This is a genomic window from Streptomyces sp. WI03-4A (genome assembly GCF_033792105.1).
Taxonomy (GTDB): Bacteria; Actinomycetota; Actinomycetes; order Streptomycetales; family Streptomycetaceae; genus Streptomyces; species Streptomyces collinus_A.
The window spans coordinates 178262-196271 of record NZ_JARAUO010000011.1 but is presented as its reverse complement, the minus strand read 5'-3'; the positions used below and the strand labels follow the sequence as shown (position 1 = coordinate 196271).

Here is an 18010-nt window from a genome sequence, read left to right as displayed (position 1 = left end):
GTCGCGGGCCGGCCCGGCCGGTTCCCGGCCCGCCGCCGCGATCTCGCCGCCGTCGGGCCCGTGCAGCACCGCCCGGCCGCCGAGGCGCTGGGCGAGCTGGCGCAGCACGGCGGGGACCGGGTCGGGGCGGGAGGCGGCGGCCGCGAGGCTCTGCTGGGCCTCCGTCACCCGGCGCAGCTCGGCCAGGCGGGCCTGCGCCATGAGCTGCCAGACCGCGCGGGCGACACCGGAGAAGGTCGTCCGCGGCGGCACTTCGAGGAGGGGGAGAGAGGCGGCCTCGCAGGCGGCGACCAGGGCGGGCGGGACCGTGTCGTGCACCGGGGCGAGGCCGAAGCCGAGGGCCGCCCCGCCGGCGGCGACGATCCGGGAGACGTACCCGCCGAAGTAGTCGCCCAGCCGCTCCGCGTCCGCCTCCCGTGGGACGTGCACCCCGGCCGTGAGCAGCAGCTCGCCGCCCAGCAGGTAGGGGTAGGGGTCGGCCATCTCCGAGGTGTGCGCCCAGTGGATCGCGACGCCCGGGGCCGCGGGCCCGGCGATCTGCCGCAGCGCCAGGTCCTCCCGGGCCAGCAGGGCCGCGAGCGGGACGGGCGGGGTCGGTGGGACCGCTGGGGCGGCAGAGGTGACGGGGTCCGGCATGATGTGCGATTCCTCCATCCGCCCCCGCTCCAATGGATGAAACGTACACTTCGCAGTCGCTTTCCGGCCACCTAGGGTCAAGGCAGCACGGCAGCCGCGGGTACGGGCGGATGTCCCCGCAGCCGCTGCCGTAGCCCCCTCTCTCCGAGGACACCCCCACGTATCTGCACGACACGCCACCGAGCGCGCGAAGGAGGGCCCCCGCATGGCCGTCGACTACACAGTGATCGTCGTCTATCTAGCCGGAATGCTGGCCATGGGCTGGTGGGGCATGCGCCGCGCCAAGTCGAAGAGCGAGTTCCTGGTGGCCGGTCGCCGCCTGGGCCCCGCCATGTACTCCGGCACCATGGCCGCGATCGTCCTCGGCGGCGCCTCCACCATCGGCGGAGTGGGGCTCGGCTACCAGTACGGGCTGTCCGGCGCGTGGATGGTGTTCACCATCGGCCTCGGGCTGCTGGCCCTGTCCGTGTTCTTCTCCGCGCGCATCGCCCGGCTGAAGGTCTACACCGTCTCCGAGATGCTGGACCTGCGCTACGGCGGCCGGGCAGGCGTGATCTCGGGCGTCGTGATGTGGGCCTACACCCTCATGCTCGCGGTGACCTCCACGATCGCCTACGCCACCATCTTCGACGTCCTGTTCGACATGAACAGGACCGTCGCCATCGTCCTCGGCGGCGCGATCGTGGTCGCCTACTCGACGCTCGGCGGCATGTGGTCCATCACCCTGACCGACATGGTCCAGTTCGTCGTCAAGACCATCGGCGTGCTGCTCCTGCTCCTGCCCATCGCGGTGGTCAAGGCGGGCGGCTTCTCCGAGATGAAGGCCAAGCTGCCGACGTCCTACTTCGACCCGCTGGGCATCGGCGGCGAGACGATCTTCACCTACGTGCTGATCTACACCTTCGGCATGCTCATCGGGCAGGACATCTGGCAGCGCGTGTTCACCGCCCGCGGCGACAGGACCGCCCGCTGGGGCGGCACGGTGGCCGGAACCTACTGCCTGGCGTACGCCCTCGCCGGCGCCGTCATCGGTACGGCGGCCAAGGTGCTCTACCCCAAGCTCGGCAGCCCCGACGACGCCTTCGCCACCATCGTCAAGGACGAGCTGCCCGTCGGCGTGCGCGGCCTGGTGCTGGCCGCCGCCCTCGCCGCCGTGATGTCGACGTCCTCCGGCGCCCTGATCGCCTGCGCCACCGTCGCCAACAACGACATCTGGTCCCGGCTGCGCGGTGCCGTGCGCCGCGACGGGGAGGCGCACGACGAGGTGCGCGGCAACCGCGTCTTCATCCTGATCATGGGCATCGCGGTGATAGCCACCGCGATCGCGCTGAACAACGTGGTCGAGGCGCTGACCGTGGCCTACAACCTGCTGGTCGGCGGCCTGCTCGTGCCCATCCTCGGCGGCCTGCTGTGGAAGCGCGGCACCGTCCAGGGCGCGCTGGCCTCCGTGATCGTCGGCGGCCTCGCCGTGATCGGCCTGATGGCCGGCTACGGCATCCTCGCCAACGAGCCGGTCTACTACGGCCTGCTCGCCTCCCTCGCCGCCTACGTCGCGGTCTCCCTGGCCACCCGGCCCACCGACGAGGCCGTCCTCACCACCTGGCGCGAGCGCCTGGCCGGACGGACCCCCGAACTCACGTCCGAACCGGTCCCGGCTCCCCAGTAGAGTCGTATGAAAAGCAGTACATGCGCGACGAAGCGCAAGAAAGAAGGCATTCGACCATGAGCAGCAACGAGACGCCCCGCGGCCCCGTCGACTCCTCCCGCATCCCGCGGTACGCCGGACCCGCCACCTTCGCCCGGCTGCCCCGTCTGGACGAGGTCGGCACCGCCGACGTCGCCGTCGTGGGCGTGCCGTTCGACTCCGGCGTCTCGTACCGGCCGGGCGCCCGCTTCGGCGGCAACGCCATCCGCGAGGCGTCCCGGCTGCTGCGCCCCTACAACCCCGCGCAGGACGCGTCGCCGTTCGCCCTCGCCCAGGTGGCCGACGGCGGCGACATCGCGGTGAACCCGTTCAACATCAACGAGGCCGTCGACACCATCGAGGCCGCCGCCGACGAGCTGCTCGGCACCGGCGCCCGGCTGATGACCCTGGGCGGCGACCACACCATCGCCCTCCCGCTGCTCCGCTCGGTCGCGAAGAAGCACGGCCCGGTGGCCCTGCTCCACTTCGACGCCCACCTCGACACCTGGGACACCTACTTCGGCGCCGAGTACACCCACGGCACCCCGTTCCGCCGCGCGGTGGAGGAGGGCATCCTCGACACCGAGGCGCTCTCCCACGTCGGCACCCGGGGCCCGCTGTACGGCAAGCAGGACCTCACCGACGACGAGAAGATGGGCTTCGGCATCGTCACCTCGGCCGACATCTACCGCCGCGGCGCCGACGAGGTGGCCGACCAGCTCCGCCAGCGCATCGGCGACCGCCCGCTGTACATCTCCATCGACATCGACTGCCTCGACCCGGCCCACGCGCCCGGCACCGGCACCCCGGAGGCGGGCGGCATGACCTCCCGCGAGCTGCTGGAGATCCTGCGCGGGCTGGCGTCGTGCAACCTGGTGTCGGCGGACGTCGTCGAGGTCGCACCCGCGTACGACCACGCGGAGATCACCTCGGTGGCCGCCTCCCACACCGCCTACGAACTGACCACCATCATGAGCCGCCAGATCGCGGCGGCCCGCAACGCCTGACGCTCCTTAGGGGGATCGAGAGCAGTGACTCACGACCACGACCTGGTACTCCGCCCGACGCCCGCGCAGACCGAGGCCGCGCTGAACCCGCCCCCCGGCCGCAACGGCGGAGACCTGGTCGTGGAGACGCTGGCCGGGCTCGGCGCGACCACCGTCTTCGGCCTGCCCGGCCAGCACGCCCTCGGCATGTTCGACGCCCTGCGCCGCTCCTCGCTGCGCTACGTCGGCCTGCGGGTGGAGAACAACGCGGGCTTCGCGGCCGACGCGTACGGCCGCGTCACCGGCGAGGCCGCCCCGCTGCTCCTGTCGACCGGCCCGGGAGCCCTGACCTCCCTGGCCGCGCTGCAGGAGGCCGCCGCCGCCTCGGCCCCCGTCCTGGCGATCAGCAGCCAGATCCCGACGGCGGGCCTCGGCGGCGGCCGCCACGGTTACCTCCACGAACTCCCGGACCAGGCCGCCTCGTTCCGGGGCGTGGTGAAGTCGGTGCACACCGTCCGCAGCCAGTCCCAGATCCCGTCCGCGATCGCGGCGGCCTGGAAGTCGGCGCTGACCGCTCCGCACGGCCCGGTGTGGGTGGAGATCCCGCAGGACGTGCTGCTCGCGGAGGCCGCCCTGCCGGTCGTCACGGCGATGGACGCCACCCCGGACGACCTCGTCCCGCGTCCCGAACTGACGGCGGTGGCGGCGGACCTGCTGTCCCGCGCCGAGCGCCCGGCGATCATCGCGGGCGGCGGGGTGGTACGCGCGGACGCCTCGGGCAAGCTGCGCGCGCTGGCCGAGAAGCTGAACGCCCCCGTGGTCACCACCTTCGGCGGCAAGGGCGCCTTCCCCTGGGAGCACCCCCTCTCCCTCCAGTCCTGGCTGGAGGACCGCCACACCACGGACTTCCTGGAGGACGCGGATGTCCTCCTCGTCGTCGGCTCGGGCCTCGGCGAACTGTCCTCCAACTACCACACGTTCAAGCCACGCGGCCGGGTCGTCCAGATCGAGGCCGACCTCGGCAAGCTGGAGTCCAACCACCCCGCCCTCGGCATCCACGCGGACGCCCGCCCGGCGCTGCAGGCTCTGCTGGAGACGGTCGAGGAGCGCCCCGACGAGTCGGCGCCGCGGCGGGTCCGGGAGGTCCTCGCGAAGGTCGCCGACCGCATCGCCGCCCAGGAACTCACCCTGGAACAGGACGTGCTGGCGGCCGTCCGGCGCGCCCTGCCGGCCGGCTCCCCGTCCTTCTGGGACATGACGATCCTCGCGTACTGGGCCTGGTCGGCCTTCGACCCCCGGGGCGCCAACACCATGCACTCGGCCCAGGGCGCCGGCGGCCTCGGCTACGGCTTCCCCGCGGCGCTGGGCGCGGCGGCGGCCGACCCGACCCGCCCGGTCCTGGCGGTCTCCGGTGACGGCGGAGCCCTCTACTCGATCGCCGAGCTGGCCACGGCCCGCCAGTACGACCTGAACGTCACCTGGCTGATCGTCGACGACGGCGGCTACGGCATCCTGCGCGAGTACATGACCGACGCCTTCGGCCGGGCGACGGCGACCGAACTGTCCCGCCCCGACTACGTGGCCCTGGCCGAGTCCTTCGGCGTCCCCGGAGTCCGCACGACGCCGGAGACCCTGGAGGAGGACCTGGCGAAGGCGCTGGCGACCCCCGGTCCTTCGGTGGTGTTGCTGCCCGCGGTGCTGCGGATGTTCGCGCCCACGCATCTGGGCTAGGGTCCTCCGCCCCTGCCCCACCCCGCCCGGCGCGGCGGGGAACCACCCCCGGCACCCGGCCCGTCCTCCCCGGTGATCTTGAAGTGCCGGCCCTGACCAGGCCGGCGTCGACCGGGGGAGAGCACGACGTGTTCGAGGCAGTGTTCCATGACGAGTCCGGGTTCCTGGGCGGGCTCGTCGTCGTTGCGTCGGTGGTGGGTGGTGCGGCCTGGGGCGTCGCCCGTAGGCGCCAAGTCGCCCATGCCGTCTGGTGGTTGCCGTTGGGGTTCTGCCTCACCGGCGTCCTCGGGGTCACCCTCGCCCTGCGGGCCGGTGACCACGGCAGTGCCGTGTGCGTGATCAATCACCAGCTCACCGAGCCGCTGTACACCACCCAGGGGCAGTGGAACCTGGCCATGTTCGTGCCGGTCGGCCTGTTCGGGGTCCTCGCGCTCCGGCGGCCCGCGCCGGTGCTCGCCGGCGTCCTCGTCCTGCCTTGTCTCATCGAACTCACCCAGGCGCTCGCCCCGTTCGACGGCGGCATCTGCGACAGCGCCGACGCCGAGATGAACGTCTTCGGGGGCCTGACCGGTCTGGCCGTGGGGCTCCTGGCCGTAGGCGGGCGGGTCGACTGGCGCGCGTGGGCCAGGCCGACCCTGGTGGCCGGCGGAGTCCTCGGCCTGATCGGGGCCGCCGTCCTCCAGAGCGCCGTCATCCTGGACCACGTCGACGGCTCCACCGTCCGGGACGCGCGGGGCGACGAGCGCCGGGCCGCCGAACGGGCGGTACGGCAGGCGTTCGGTACCCGTTACCGGGTCGGTGACGTGCGGATCAGTCCCGGAACCGACGGCTACAACGGGTCGATGTCCGTCCAGTTCGCCGGAGGGTTCCCGGCGGAGCTGATGTGGCCCGGCGGACGCCGTCTCACGGTCGACTTCCAGAACACCGGCGGACCGGGCTTCGCGGTCCCCGGCGCCACCCCGCCGCACGGCACACGGGACGCGTACCGCGTCGCCCGCACCTACATGCGCGCCCACTACCCGTGGGCCGGGTCGGCCTCCTGGCACGTGACGCGGCCCGTCGGAAAGGACCAGGGCGGGGACGGATGGATCACCTCTTGGCGGTTCAAGGAGCGCGGGGTGGCCATGCCCCGCAGTCTCGATGTGCGGATCAACCGCGCCGGACGCCTCTACGGGCTGACGGTCGACCTCGGCCCACGGCACCTGGACCTCCCCGCCGAACTGCTGTCGGCACGGCAGGCCGAGAGGAACGTCGAGAAGCGGGAGCGGAAGAACCGCGCCCACACCGACAAACTGCGGGTGCGCGCGCTCGACCTGACGACCGAGCGCGCCAAGGGCAACCGGGGCCCCTGGCGCGCCGTGTGGTCCGTGCAGGTCACCGACCTCGAGTGCGAGCCGGGCGCGGACCAGGAGGACGCGTGGGCGGCGAACTCCTGCGATCCGTACGTCACCGTCGTCGACGCCGCGACCGGCCGGCTCGTCGCCTGACGCCGACCGGCTGAGCACACGGCCCCACTTCTCCCTGCCCGTCGAACTGGCGGGCAGCGAACGCGCGTACAACTTTTCACCCCCCTCGCTGGTCCACTCATGCAGCGCACGGGTGCGCGCAACGGCGTTCAGGGGGACGCCCGTACGACGTTCAAGGGGAACTTTTCATGACTTACCGGATATCCGGTCGGGCGCTCGCGGCCGCCGTCGGCGGCGCGCTGCTCGTCCCGGCGGTCACCGCCGCCACACCGGCCGCCGCGGCCACGCCGGCCGTCAGCTGCACGTCCGCCAAGGCGGGCCTGGCCACCAAATTGCAGAAGGACATCACGGCGGCGCTGGCGAACCGCAGGAGCACCGTCGCGGTGGGCGTCTACGACCGCACCACCAAGACGACGTGCACGCTGCGGGCCACCTCCGCGTACGACTCGGCCAGCACGGTGAAGGTCACCGTCCTCGCCACGCTGCTGTGGGACGCCAAGAAGCACAACCGCTACCTGACCGACCGCGAGGCCTCGCTCGCCAAGTCCATGATCACCAAGTCGGACAACACCGCGACCAGCACGCTCTGGAAGCAGCTCGGCATGACGAAAATCAAGGGCTTCCTGACCGCCGCCGGGATGACCAAGACCGTCCCGGGTGCCAACGGGTACTGGGGCCTGACCCAGGAGAACGTCACCGACGAGCAGAAGCTGCTCAAACTGGTCACCGCCAAGAACACGGTCCTGAGCGACAACTCCCGCGCCTACATCCTCAAGCTCATGGGCCAGGTCATCTCCTCCCAGCGCTGGGGCACGCCGGCCGGCGCGCCGTCCACGGTCACCGTGCACGTCAAGAACGGCTGGCTGCAGCGCTCCACGCACGGCTGGCGGGTGCACAGCCTCGGCACCTTCAGCGGCGGCGGCCACGACTACATGATGTCGGTGCTGACCTGGGACAACAGCACCATGGACTACGGCGTCACCACCATCCAGAACGTGGCGAAGGCCATCCACAAGGACCTCGTCCCGGCGACGACCGCCGCCACCTCGCTGCGCTACACGCCGACCTCCACGCCGAGCGAGGCCTTCCCGGCGGTGCCCGCGGGCGGCTGACACCAGGTGACCGCCCCGGCCGGCCGACACCGGACGGCGGTCACTCCCGTCACCCGTGACCTGCGGGTACCTGTCCGAAACCAGCCTCCGGATTGTTGCGGAGGGATGAAATCCGCTTCCCGCGGTGTTGGTGCCTTCCGGAAGAGCAGGTCGAACGGAAGGCACCGGCGTGGCAGCGCAACGGGGATGGGCACGACGGCTGGCGGGGTACGCCTGGCGGTATCCGAAGGACGTCGTCCTCGCCCTCGGCGCCTCGCTCGCCGGCATGGCGGTGCTGGCCGTCGTCCCGCTGATCACCAAGGTGATCATCGACGACGTCATCGGCGACCACAGCCGTTCCATGGCCGTCTGGGCGGGCGCCCTGACAGCCGCCGCGCTCCTCGTCTACGGCTCCGCCTACGTCCGCCGCTACTACGGCGGCCGGCTCGCCCTCGACGTCCAGCACGACCTGCGGACCGAGATGTACGGCACCATCACCCGGCTCGACGGCCGCCGCCAGGACGAGCTGTCCACCGGGCAGGTCGTCGGCCGCGCCACCAGCGACCTCCAGCTCATCCAGGGCCTGCTCTTCATGCTCCCGATGACCATCGGGAACCTTCTGCTCTTCCTGCTCTCCCTGGTGATCATGGCGTGGCTGTCGCTGCCCCTCACCCTGGTCGCCCTGGCCGTGGGCCCGGCCCTCGGTTGGATCGCCAAACGCAGCCGCAGCAAGCTCCACCCCGCCACCTGGTACGCCCAGGCCCAGGCCGCCGCGGTCGCCGGAGTGGTGGACGGCGCCGTCAGCGGCGTCCGCGTGGTGAAGGGGTTCGGGCAGGAGGAGCAGGAGACCGGAAAGCTGCGCGAGGTCGGCCGCCGGCTGTTCGCGGGCCGGCTGCGCACGATCCGGCTGAACAGCAAGTACACCCCGGCCCTCCAGGCGGTCCCCGCCCTCGGCCAGGTCGCCATGCTGGCGCTCGGCGGCTGGCTGGCCGTGCGCGGGCACATCACCCTCGGCACCTTCGTCGCCTTCTCCACCTACCTCGCCCAGCTCGTCGGCCCGGTCCGCATGCTCGCCGTCGTGCTCACCGTCGGCCAGCAGGCCCGCGCCGGCACCGAGCGCGTCCTGGAGCTGATCGACACCGAGCCCACCCTGCGCGAGGGCGCCAAGACCCTGCCGGCCGACGCGCCCGCCACCGTCGAGTTCGACGACGTGTCCTTCGGCTACGACCAGGAGCGCAAGGTCCTGGACGGGCTCAGCTTCGAGATACGCCCCGGCGAGACCCTCGCCGTCGTCGGCTCCTCCGGCTCCGGAAAGTCCACCCTCTCCCTGCTCCTGCCGCGCTTCTACGACGTCACCCACGGCGCCGTCCTGATCGGCGGCCACGACGTGCGCGAGCTGACCCTCGACTCCCTGCGGGCCGCGATCGGCCTGGTCCCCGAGGACTCCTTCCTCTTCTCGGACACCGTCCGCGCCAACATCGCCTACGGCCGTCCCGACGCCACCCAGGAGGAGATCGAGGCCGCCGCGCACGCCGCCCAGGCGGACCGTTTCATCGCCGAGCTGCCCGCCGGCTACGACACCAAGGTCGGCGAGCACGGACTGACCCTGTCCGGCGGCCAGCGCCAGCGCGTCGCGCTCGCCCGGGCCCTGCTCACCGACCCGCGCCTGCTGGTCCTCGACGACGCCACCTCGGCGGTGGACGCCCGGGTCGAGCACGAGATCCACGAGGCGCTGAAGCAGGTCATGCGAGGCCGCACCACCCTGCTCATCGCGCACCGCCGCTCCACCCTCAACCTCGCCGACCGCATCGCCGTGCTGGACGGCGGCCGGCTCTCCGACCTCGGCACGCACGACGAGCTCCAGGAGCGCTCCGCCCTCTACCGCCGCCTGCTGACCGACCCGGACGAGCTGGGCGGGGTCTCCCCGGGCCACGAACTGCCGGCCGGGCCGAGCGAGGACACCTCGGTCCGCGAGGAGCTGGACGCCGAGTTCGACGCCGAGCGGGGCGTCACCCCCAGGCTGTGGACCGGCGACCGGGAGGCCGGGAACGCCAAGGACGCGGCCCTCTCCGGCACCCCGGCCACCCCCGAGCTGCTGGCCCTGGTCGAGGCGCTGCCCCCCGCCACCGACACCCCGGACGTCGACGAGGCCCGGGCGGTCCGCGCGGAGGAGTCGTACGGCCTGCGCCGCCTGCTGCGCGGCTTCGGGCTGCCCCTGCTGGTCAGCCTGCTGCTGGTCGCGGTGGACGCGGGCGCGGGCCTGCTGCTGCCGGTGCTGATCCGGCACGGCATCGACGCGGGTGTGACCAAGTCGGCCGTCGGCGCGGTCTGGGCGGCCTCGCTGCTCGGCCTGCTGACCGTCGTGGTCCAGTGGGGCGCGCAGATCGGAGAGACCCGGATGACCGGCCGCACCGGCGAGCGCGTGCTGTACGCGCTGCGGCTGAAGATCTTCGCCCAGCTCCAGCGGCTCGGCCTCGACTACTACGAGCGCGAGCTGACCGGCCGGATCATGACGCGGATGACGACGGACGTCGACGCCCTGTCCACCTTCCTGCAGACCGGGCTGGTCACGGCGTTCGTCTCCGTCGTCACCTTCTTCGGCATCATGGTCGTGCTGCTGGTCATCGACGTCCAGCTCGCCCTCGTCGTCTTCGCCACGCTGCCCCCGCTGATCGTCGCGACGTTCTTCTTCCGCCGGGCCAGCGTGAAGGCGTACGAGCTGGCCCGGGAGCGGGTCTCGGTGGTCAACGCCGACCTCCAGGAGTCGGTGGCCGGGCTCAGGATCGTGCAGGCCTTCCGGCGCGAGCGGGACGGCGGGCGGCGGTTCGCCGAGCGCAGCGACAGCTACCGGCAGGCCCGCATCCGCGGCCAGTGGCTCATATCCGTGTACTTCCCGTTCGTGCAGCTCCTCTCCTCGGTAGCCGCCGCGGCCGTCCTGATCGCGGGCGCGGGCCGCATCGAGGCCGCCACCCTGACCACGGGCGCCCTGGTCGCCTACCTCCTCTACATCGACCTGTTCTTCGCCCCGGTCCAGCAGCTCTCCCAGGTCTTCGACGGCTACCAGCAGGCCACGGTCTCCCTCGGCCGCATCCAGGAGCTGCTGCGCGAGCCGACCTCGACCCGGGCCGCCGACGAGCCCCGGGAGGTCGGCGCCCTGCGCGGCGACATCGTCTTCGAGGACGTGCACTTCGCCTACGGCACCGACGAGGAGGCGCTGACCGGCATCGACCTGACCATCCCGGCCGGGCAGACGGTGGCCTTCGTCGGCGAGACCGGCGCCGGCAAGTCCACCCTGGTCAAGCTGGTGGCCCGGTTCTACGACCCCACCTCCGGCCGGGTCACGGTCGACGGCGCGGAGCTGCGGACGCTGGACCTGACCGCGTACCGGCACCGCCTCGGCGTCGTGCCGCAGGAGGCGTACCTCTTCCCGGGCACCGTCCGCGACGCCATCGCCTACGGCCGCCCCGACGCCACCGACGCCGAGGTCGAGGCGGCGGCCCGGGCGGTCGGCGCGCACGAGATGGTCGCCACCCTCGACGGCGGCTACCTGCACGAGGTCGCCGAGCGCGGCCGCAACCTCTCGGCCGGCCAGCGCCAGCTCATCGCGCTCGCCCGCGCGGAGCTGGTCGACCCCGACATCCTGCTGCTCGACGAGGCCACGGCCGCCCTTGACCTGGCCACGGAAGCCCAGGTCAACCAGGCCACCGACCGGCTGGCGGGCCGCCGTACGACGCTGGTGGTCGCCCACCGGCTGACCACGGCCGCCCGCGCGGACCGGGTGGTGGTCATGGACCACGGCCGGGTGGCCGAGGACGGCACGCACGAGGAGCTCCTGGCGCTCGGCGGCCGGTACGCCGAGCTGTGGCGCACCTTCGTCGGCCAGTCCGAGCCGGAGGAGCCGGTGGGCGTCTCCCGCTGAACCGCCCCCGGCCGCACGGGCGGAGACGTGCCGTCTCCCCAGGGGGTGGCTGGAACGCGCTTCTGACGGTCGTGCAACCATCCGACACATGTCGTGCGTCCGTACACCAGTACGGTCCCGGCGACGAGTGACGGCGGTACGGGGAGGACGACAGTGGACAGTGGTGCGATACGCAGGCGTCTGGCGCTGGGCGCGGCCGTGCTGGCCGCGTCCGGCGCGCTCGCCCTCGCGGCACCCGGCACCGCCTCGGCGGCGTCGGGCGGCTGCGCGGGGCGCGAGGTGCGGACGCTTCCCTTCGGAGCGGGTGCCGTGCACGTCTACAAGCGGGGCGCTTACGTCTGCGCCGTCACCGTGGCCCGGGACCCCGGCGCCAAGCGGATGATGTCGGTCAGCGTGCAGGCCCGCGGCAACCGGCCGGTGGTGGACAAGGGCAGGTTCAAGCACCACGCGGGACCCGTGACCGTGCACGCCGGCCAGCGCTGTGTGTGGGTGAAGGGCTCGGTGAACCACGACTCGGTCAGCTCCGGCTGGATCCTGTGCTGACCCCTGGATCCTGCACCGGCCACGTAAGCCGCAGACCCCGGCAAACCGCACAACACCCTCTGGTGTCACGGCTGTTGCTCCGCTAGCTTCCGGCGCACATCTGTCTCACAGGGGAGAGTGCGCATGCGCAAGGCGCTCAGATGGCTGCTGGCGCTCACGGTGTTCATAGGCACGCTGAGCACAGCCGGGGCGGCCACCGCCGCACCGTCGGCCGCATCGGGGCCCACCGACATCAAGGACCGCCTCCTGGCGATACCGGGCATGAGCCTGGTGCAGGAGAAGCCGTACCCCGGCTACCGGTACTTCGTCCTGAACTTCACCCAGCCGGTCGACCACCGGCACCCGGACCGCGGCACCTTCCAGCAGCGCATCACCGTGCTGCACAAGGACGTGACCCGCCCGACGGTCTTCTACACCAGCGGCTACAACGTCTCCACGACGCCGTCCCGCCGCGAGCCCACCCAGATCGTGGACGGCAACCAGGTCTCCCTGGAGTACCGCTTCTTCACACCCTCCCGGCCCGATCCGGCCGACTGGTCCAAGCTGGACATCTGGCAGGCGGCGAGCGACCAGCACCGCGTCTACGAGGCGCTGAAGCCGGTCTACGGCGCCAACTGGCTGGCCACCGGAGGCTCCAAGGGCGGCATGACGGCCACCTACTACGAGCGGTTCTACCCCCGCGACATGGACGGCGTGGTCGCCTACGTCGCCCCGAACGACGTGGTGAACAAGGAGGACTCGGCCTACGACCGCTTCTTCGCCAAGGTCGGCACCAAGGAGTGCCGGGACCGCCTGAACGCCGTCCAGCGCGAGGCCCTGGTCCGGCGCACCTCCCTGGAGGAGAAGTACGCCCGGTACGCCGCCGACAACGGCTACACCTTCGACACCATCGGCGGCCTGGACAAGGCCTACGAGGCGGTCGTCCTCGACTACGTCTGGGGCTTCTGGCAGTACAGCCTGCTGAAGGACTGCGACTCCATCCCGGCGGACGCGGCGCACGCCACCGACGACGCGATCTGGGACTCGGTCGACACCATCTCCGGCTTCTCCGCCTACACCGACCAGGGCCTGGAGACCTACACGCCGTACTACTACCAGGCCGGCACCCAGCTCGGCGCTCCGACCATCCACTTCCCGTACATCGAGCGCGAGTTGATCCGCTACGGCTACCAGCCGCCGCGCAACTTCGTGCCCCGTTCCATCCCGATGCGCTTCCGGCCGGACGCGATGCGGGACGTCGACACGTGGGTCCGCCACCACGCCACCCACATGCTCTTCGTGTACGGGCAGAACGACCCCTGGGGCTCGGAGCGCTTCCGCCTCGGCGCGGGCGCCCGTGACTCCTACGTGTACACGGCCCCCGGCCTGAACCACGGCGCGAACGTCGCCGGTCTGGTCCCGGACCAGAAGGCGCTGGCGACGGCGCGGATCCTGGAGTGGGCCGGGGTCGCGTCCCCGGCGGTGCGGTCCGACCCGTCCGCGGCGAAGCCGCTGGCCCGCCCCGACGCCCGCCTCGACGCGGGTGCGGTGGAGCGGGAGCCCGGCCTGCGGCCGTAGCCCCCGGCGAACGTCGGCCGACGGCGGAGTCCGCACCCGCGGGCTCCGCCGTCGGCGCGTCAGCGGGCCCGGCGGGCACAGCCCACCGGGCGGTCGCCGCCGAGCTGGACGTAGAGGACGGTGGAGGCGGGGCAGGCCCGCCGGCTGGTGGTGGCCTCGGTGATCCGGTACCGCGGCGCGCGGCCGCCGGAGCCGTCACAGGCCGTCTCCCGTACCTGGCCGCGGCCCGAGTCGTAGAGGCAGTCCCCGGGGATCGTGCGCGGACCGCCGCCACCGCCGGGGTCGCCGGGATGCGGGGGCTCCAGGTTGCGCATGCAGGCGTAGCCCTGCGGGATCGCGCCGTCGCCGTCCTCGTCGCCCGGGTCGTGCGCGGGCCGCTGCGCGCCGATGCGCAGGACGAAGTCGGTGGTCGGCGGGCACGGCGGGCCGACGGTGACCGCGCCGTCGTGGCGGGCGACGACCCGGGCGGCGGCACGCTCGCCCGCACAGGGCACCTCGGTGGAGCTCGCGGTGCCGAAGGAGCTGCACGCGCCCACCGCGAGGAACGGGGCGCCGCGGCCGGCGGGGCGTCCGGGAGCGGGCCGGGCGTCGCCCGCGGGAGCGCCGGAGCCCCGGCAGCCGGTGAGCAGGGCGGCGAGTACGGTCACGGCGGCCACCGCGACGAGGGCGGTGGGGCCGATGCGGGCCGACGCGCCGGTCAGGGGGCGGACGGGGCCGCCCGGCCGTGGCCGGTGCGCCTCTCCCACGCCACCTCGCCCGCGCATCGCACACCCCCGCCCAGCGTGACCCGGGCGGCCGGGTCACGCCAGACGTGCGGGAGGTTTTGCGCCCTTCGGGAACGTTCTGCCCTGGTGTGCGGCGTACGGCTAGTACGACAGGCCGTATCCCACGGGATACAGCACCTGCGCCGGATCGTCCGCCCGCTGCACGGGCACCGGGAGCCGGCCGTGCGGAGCCACCCGGCCGGCGATCACCCGCGCGGCGGCGCGCAGTTCCACGTCCGTCCAGGAGTAGGTCGCCAGGCAGGCCCGCACCGAGGTGAGCTGGGCCGCGTCGTAGGGGTTGCGGATGGCGACCGCCACCACCGGCCGCCCGGTGGCGAGCAGTCGGTCGACCAGGGTGCGCTGGCTGCTGCTCGCCGTCACGTTGTACGTCCCGACGACCACCGCGTCCGCGTCCCGTGCCGCCGCCACCGCCCGGTCGATCGCCGCCGCCGAGGGCGCGGTGCCGGTGGACAACGCGGTTGCGGTGAAACCGAGTTCGGTGAGGGCGGCGGCCAGCACGCCGGTGGGCGGGCCCGTGGTGCCGGACGGCGAGGCCGGGTCGGCGCCGACGACGAGGACCTTCGGCGCGGTACGGCTGTCGAGCGGGAGGACGCCCCCCTCGTTCACCAGCAGGGTCGTGGTCCGCTCGGCGATCCGGTCGGCGGTGGCCAGGTGGGCCGCGGTGCCGACCGTCCGGTCCACGCCGGCCCGGGTGACGTGGGCCCGTTCCAGGAGCCCGAGCCGGGCCTTGAGCCGCAGGATCCGCAGGATCGATTCGTCCAGGCGGGCCTCGGTCAACTCGCCGTCCTGGACGGCCTTCAGCACCGCGTGCCACGCCACGTCGATCGAGGGCGGGTTGAGCAGCTGGTCGACGCCGGCCTTCAGGGCCAGCACCGGCACCCGGTCGTCGCCGTACTTGGTGCGCACGCCCTCCATGCCGAGCGAGTCGGTGACCACGACCCCGTCGTAGCCGAGTTCGCCGCGCAGGATGCCGGTGAGGATCGGGTGCGAGAGCGTCGCCGGGTCCCCGGAGTCGTCGAGGGCCGGGAACTGGATGTGGGCGGTCATGATCGAGTCGATGCCCGCCGCGATCGCGGCCCGGAAGGGCACCGCGTCCAGCCGCTCCCACAGGTCCCGGCTGTGGGTGATGACCGGGAAGCCGGTGTGGCTGTCCACGGCGGTGTCACCGTGCCCCGGGAAGTGCTTGGCCGTCGCCGCGACCCGGGACCCCTGATAGCCCTTCACCTCGGCCGCCACCAGCGCCGCGACCGCGTCCGGGTCGGCACCGAAGGACCGTACGCCGATCACCGGGTTGGCCGGGTTGACGTTCACGTCGGCGTCCGGCGAGTAGTCCTGGTTGATGCCCATCGCGCGCAGTTCGGCGCCGGAGACACGGCCCAGGGCGCGGGCGTCGGACCGCGAGCCGCCCGCCCCGATCGCCATCGCGCCCGGGAACAGCGTGGCCGGCTTGCCCACCCTGCACACTATGCCGTGCTCCTGGTCGGTCGCGATGAGCACCGGAAGGCCACGGGGCTGCGCGAGGGACGCCGTCTGGATGCCGTTGGACAGCTCCGCGATCTGGTGGGGGTCGCGGGTGTTGTGCGCCCAGGTGAAGTAGATGATGCCGCCGACCCGGTACTTCGCGATCAGCTCGGCGGCCGTGCGGACCCCGATCTCCGCCAGGTTGGCGTCGATGTCGGCTTGGTCGGGCGCGGTGGCCGAGTGGCCGTAGACCCGCATCACGAAGAGCTGGCCGACCTTCTCCTCCAGGGACATCCGGGAGATCAGGGCGCGCAGCCCGCGCTGGTCGACGGGGGCGGCCTGGGCGGTGGCCGGTACGGTCAGGGCGGCGGTCAGGCCCGCGGTGGCGGCGAGGACGGCCCGTCTGGACGGCCGTGCGGTGTTTCCCGTGCTTCCCGTGCTGCTGTCGTGCACGTGCGCTCCTTCCGGAGGAGAACCGCTGAAAGAAACTTCCGAGGAATCACCAATATCCGGGAAGTTTCTTTCCGTCAAGACAACGCACAGGAAGGCGGAACAGGGCCGCCGGGTGTGGTGCGACGCAGAGGGTGCGTCGGCTTTCGCGGCGGGCGAAGAGGGCCGACACCGCACCACGAGGCTCGCCCGGCGACCCGCGCGTCGGACGTGGCGGGGCGGGGGGCGGTTCCCGCCGGGACCCCGCCGGGGGTCCAGCCGGTGGACGGTACGCGCCCGCGTCCGGGCGGCGGGCCATCATGAGGGCCATGCCCGCAGTCGACATCCCCGGTTCCAAGTCCGTCACCGCCCGCGCGCTCTTCCTCGCGGCCGCCGCCGACGGGGTCAGCACCCTGGTACGGCCGCTGCGCTCCGACGACACCGAGGGCTTCGCCGAGGGCCTGGTCCGGCTCGGCTACCGGGTGGGCCGCACCCCCGGTGCCTGGCAGGTGGACGGCCGCCCGCAGGGCCCGGCGGTCGCCGAGGCCGACGTGTACTGCCGCGACGGCGCCACCACCGCCCGCTTCCTGCCCACCCTGGCCGCCGCGGGCCACGGCACCTACCGCTTCGACGCCTCCCCGCAGATGCGCCGGCGCCCCCTCGGCCCGCTCACCCGTGCCCTGCGCGACCTGGGCGTCGACCTGCGGCACGAGGAGGCCGAGGGCCACCACCCGCTGACGGTCCGGGCGGCCGGGGTCGAGGGCGGGGAGGTCGTGCTGGACGCCGGCCAGTCCTCCCAGTACCTCACCGCGCTGCTGCTGCTCGGCCCGCTGACCCGCCAGGGACTGCGGATCCGGGTGAGCGACCTGGTCTCGGCGCCGTACGTGGAGATCACGCTCGCGATGATGCGGTCCTTCGGCGTGGACGTGGTCCGCGACGGCGAGGTCTTCGAGGTCCCGGCCGGCGGCTACCGTGCCACCACCTACGAGGTGGAGCCGGACGCCTCGACCGCGAGCTACTTCTTCGCCGCCGCCGCCGTCACCCCGGGCCGCGAGGTGACCGTGCCCGGCCTCGGTTCCGGCGCCCTCCAGGGCGACCTTCGGTTCGTCGAGGTGCTGCGGCGGATGGGCGCCGAGGTGGAGGTCGCCGCGGACCGGACGACCGTACGGGGCACCGGAGTTCTGCGCGGTCTCACCGTCAACATGCGGGACATCTCCGACACCATGCCGACCCTCGCCGCGATCGCGCCGTTCGCCTCCGGGCCGGTCCTCATCGAGGACGTCGCCAACACCCGGGTGAAGGAGTGCGACCGGCTGGAGGCCTGCGCGGATAACCTCCGGCGGCTCGGCGTGGACGTGGCGACCGGCCCCGACCGGATCGAGATCCGCCCCGGCGAGCCCCGGCCCGACGTCCGGATCAAGAGCTACGGCGACCACCGCGTCGTCATGTCCTTCGCCGTGACCGGCCTGCGCGTCCCCGGCCTGTCGTACGACGACCCCGACTGTGTCCGCAAGACGTTCCCGTCCTTCCACGAGGCGTTCTCGACCCTGCGCACGGCGGGGTGAGGACACACTGCCGGGAGAGGGACCGCGCTGCGCCGCCCTGAGGGACGGCTCCGCCGCGCTGCCCATGGGGGGCGACCGCGCTGCGCTGTCCGGAGGGGACGATCGCGTCGCGCCGCCCCAAGGGGAAGACGGCGTCGCACCGCCCGCCCGGGACGGT

12 protein-coding genes are annotated in these 18010 nt (G+C 72.9%); 9 read left to right on the top strand and 3 right to left on the bottom strand.

Annotation, left to right across the window (positions count from 1 at the left end):
• Window positions 1-654, bottom strand: a 654-nt coding sequence (locus PV343_RS15055) for a PucR family transcriptional regulator ligand-binding domain-containing protein (RefSeq protein WP_319147404.1), incomplete at its 3' end; no start/stop codon positions are given.
• A 187-nt stretch (window positions 655-841) separates the two neighbouring features.
• On the opposite strand from PV343_RS15055, the gene PV343_RS15050 reads away from it, so the two are divergent.
• The 8 genes from PV343_RS15050 to PV343_RS15015 all read left to right on the top strand — a co-directional run bounded on the left by PV343_RS15050 (window position 842) and on the right by PV343_RS15015 (window position 13613).
• A complete protein-coding gene (locus PV343_RS15050) occupies window positions 842-2302 on the top strand; it encodes a sodium:solute symporter (protein WP_319147403.1) in 1461 nt (486 codons plus the stop codon).
• Window positions 2303-2358: 56 nt separating this feature from the next.
• Window positions 2359-3327, top strand: a complete 969-nt coding sequence (gene speB / locus PV343_RS15045; protein WP_020940210.1) for an agmatinase — start codon at window positions 2359-2361, stop codon at window positions 3325-3327.
• A gap of 24 nt (window positions 3328-3351) precedes the next feature.
• The gene (locus PV343_RS15040) at window positions 3352-5037 is read left to right on the top strand and encodes a thiamine pyrophosphate-binding protein (RefSeq protein ID WP_319147402.1); all 1686 of its coding nucleotides are present in this window, start codon (window positions 3352-3354) and stop codon (window positions 5035-5037) included.
• Window positions 5038-5165: 128 nt separating this feature from the next.
• Window positions 5166-6524, top strand: a complete 1359-nt coding sequence (locus tag PV343_RS15035; protein ID WP_319147401.1) for a VanZ family protein — start codon at window positions 5166-5168, stop codon at window positions 6522-6524.
• A gap of 167 nt (window positions 6525-6691) precedes the next feature.
• A complete protein-coding gene (locus PV343_RS15030) occupies window positions 6692-7615 on the top strand; it encodes a serine hydrolase (RefSeq protein WP_319147400.1) in 924 nt (307 codons plus the stop codon).
• A gap of 169 nt (window positions 7616-7784) precedes the next feature.
• Window positions 7785-11513, top strand: a complete 3729-nt coding sequence (locus tag PV343_RS15025) for an ABC transporter ATP-binding protein (protein WP_319147399.1) — start codon at window positions 7785-7787, stop codon at window positions 11511-11513.
• A gap of 153 nt (window positions 11514-11666) precedes the next feature.
• On the top strand, window positions 11667-12056 hold the full coding sequence (locus PV343_RS15020; RefSeq protein WP_319147398.1) for a hypothetical protein: 390 nt from the start codon (window positions 11667-11669) through the stop codon (window positions 12054-12056).
• Between the two features lie 123 nt (window positions 12057-12179).
• Window positions 12180-13613 (top strand): aminopeptidase, encoded by a 1434-nt coding sequence (locus PV343_RS15015; protein ID WP_319147397.1) that lies wholly within the window; start codon window positions 12180-12182, stop codon window positions 13611-13613.
• A gap of 59 nt (window positions 13614-13672) precedes the next feature.
• Here the strand turns inward: PV343_RS15015 and PV343_RS15010 are convergent, their stop codons facing one another.
• Window positions 13673-14293, bottom strand: coding sequence for a hypothetical protein (locus tag PV343_RS15010; RefSeq protein ID WP_387949925.1), 621 nt, complete (start codon window positions 14291-14293; stop codon window positions 13673-13675).
• Between the two features lie 186 nt (window positions 14294-14479).
• Window positions 14480-16312 (bottom strand): glycoside hydrolase family 3 protein, encoded by a 1833-nt coding sequence (locus tag PV343_RS15005; RefSeq protein ID WP_319147396.1) that lies wholly within the window; start codon window positions 16310-16312, stop codon window positions 14480-14482.
• Window positions 16313-16617: 305 nt separating this feature from the next.
• Here PV343_RS15005 and aroA point away from each other — a divergent pair, with 305 nt between their 5' ends.
• Window positions 16618-17853, top strand: coding sequence for a 3-phosphoshikimate 1-carboxyvinyltransferase (gene aroA / locus PV343_RS15000; RefSeq protein ID WP_319147395.1), 1236 nt, complete (start codon window positions 16618-16620; stop codon window positions 17851-17853).
• Window positions 17854-18010: the final 157 nt, after the last annotated feature.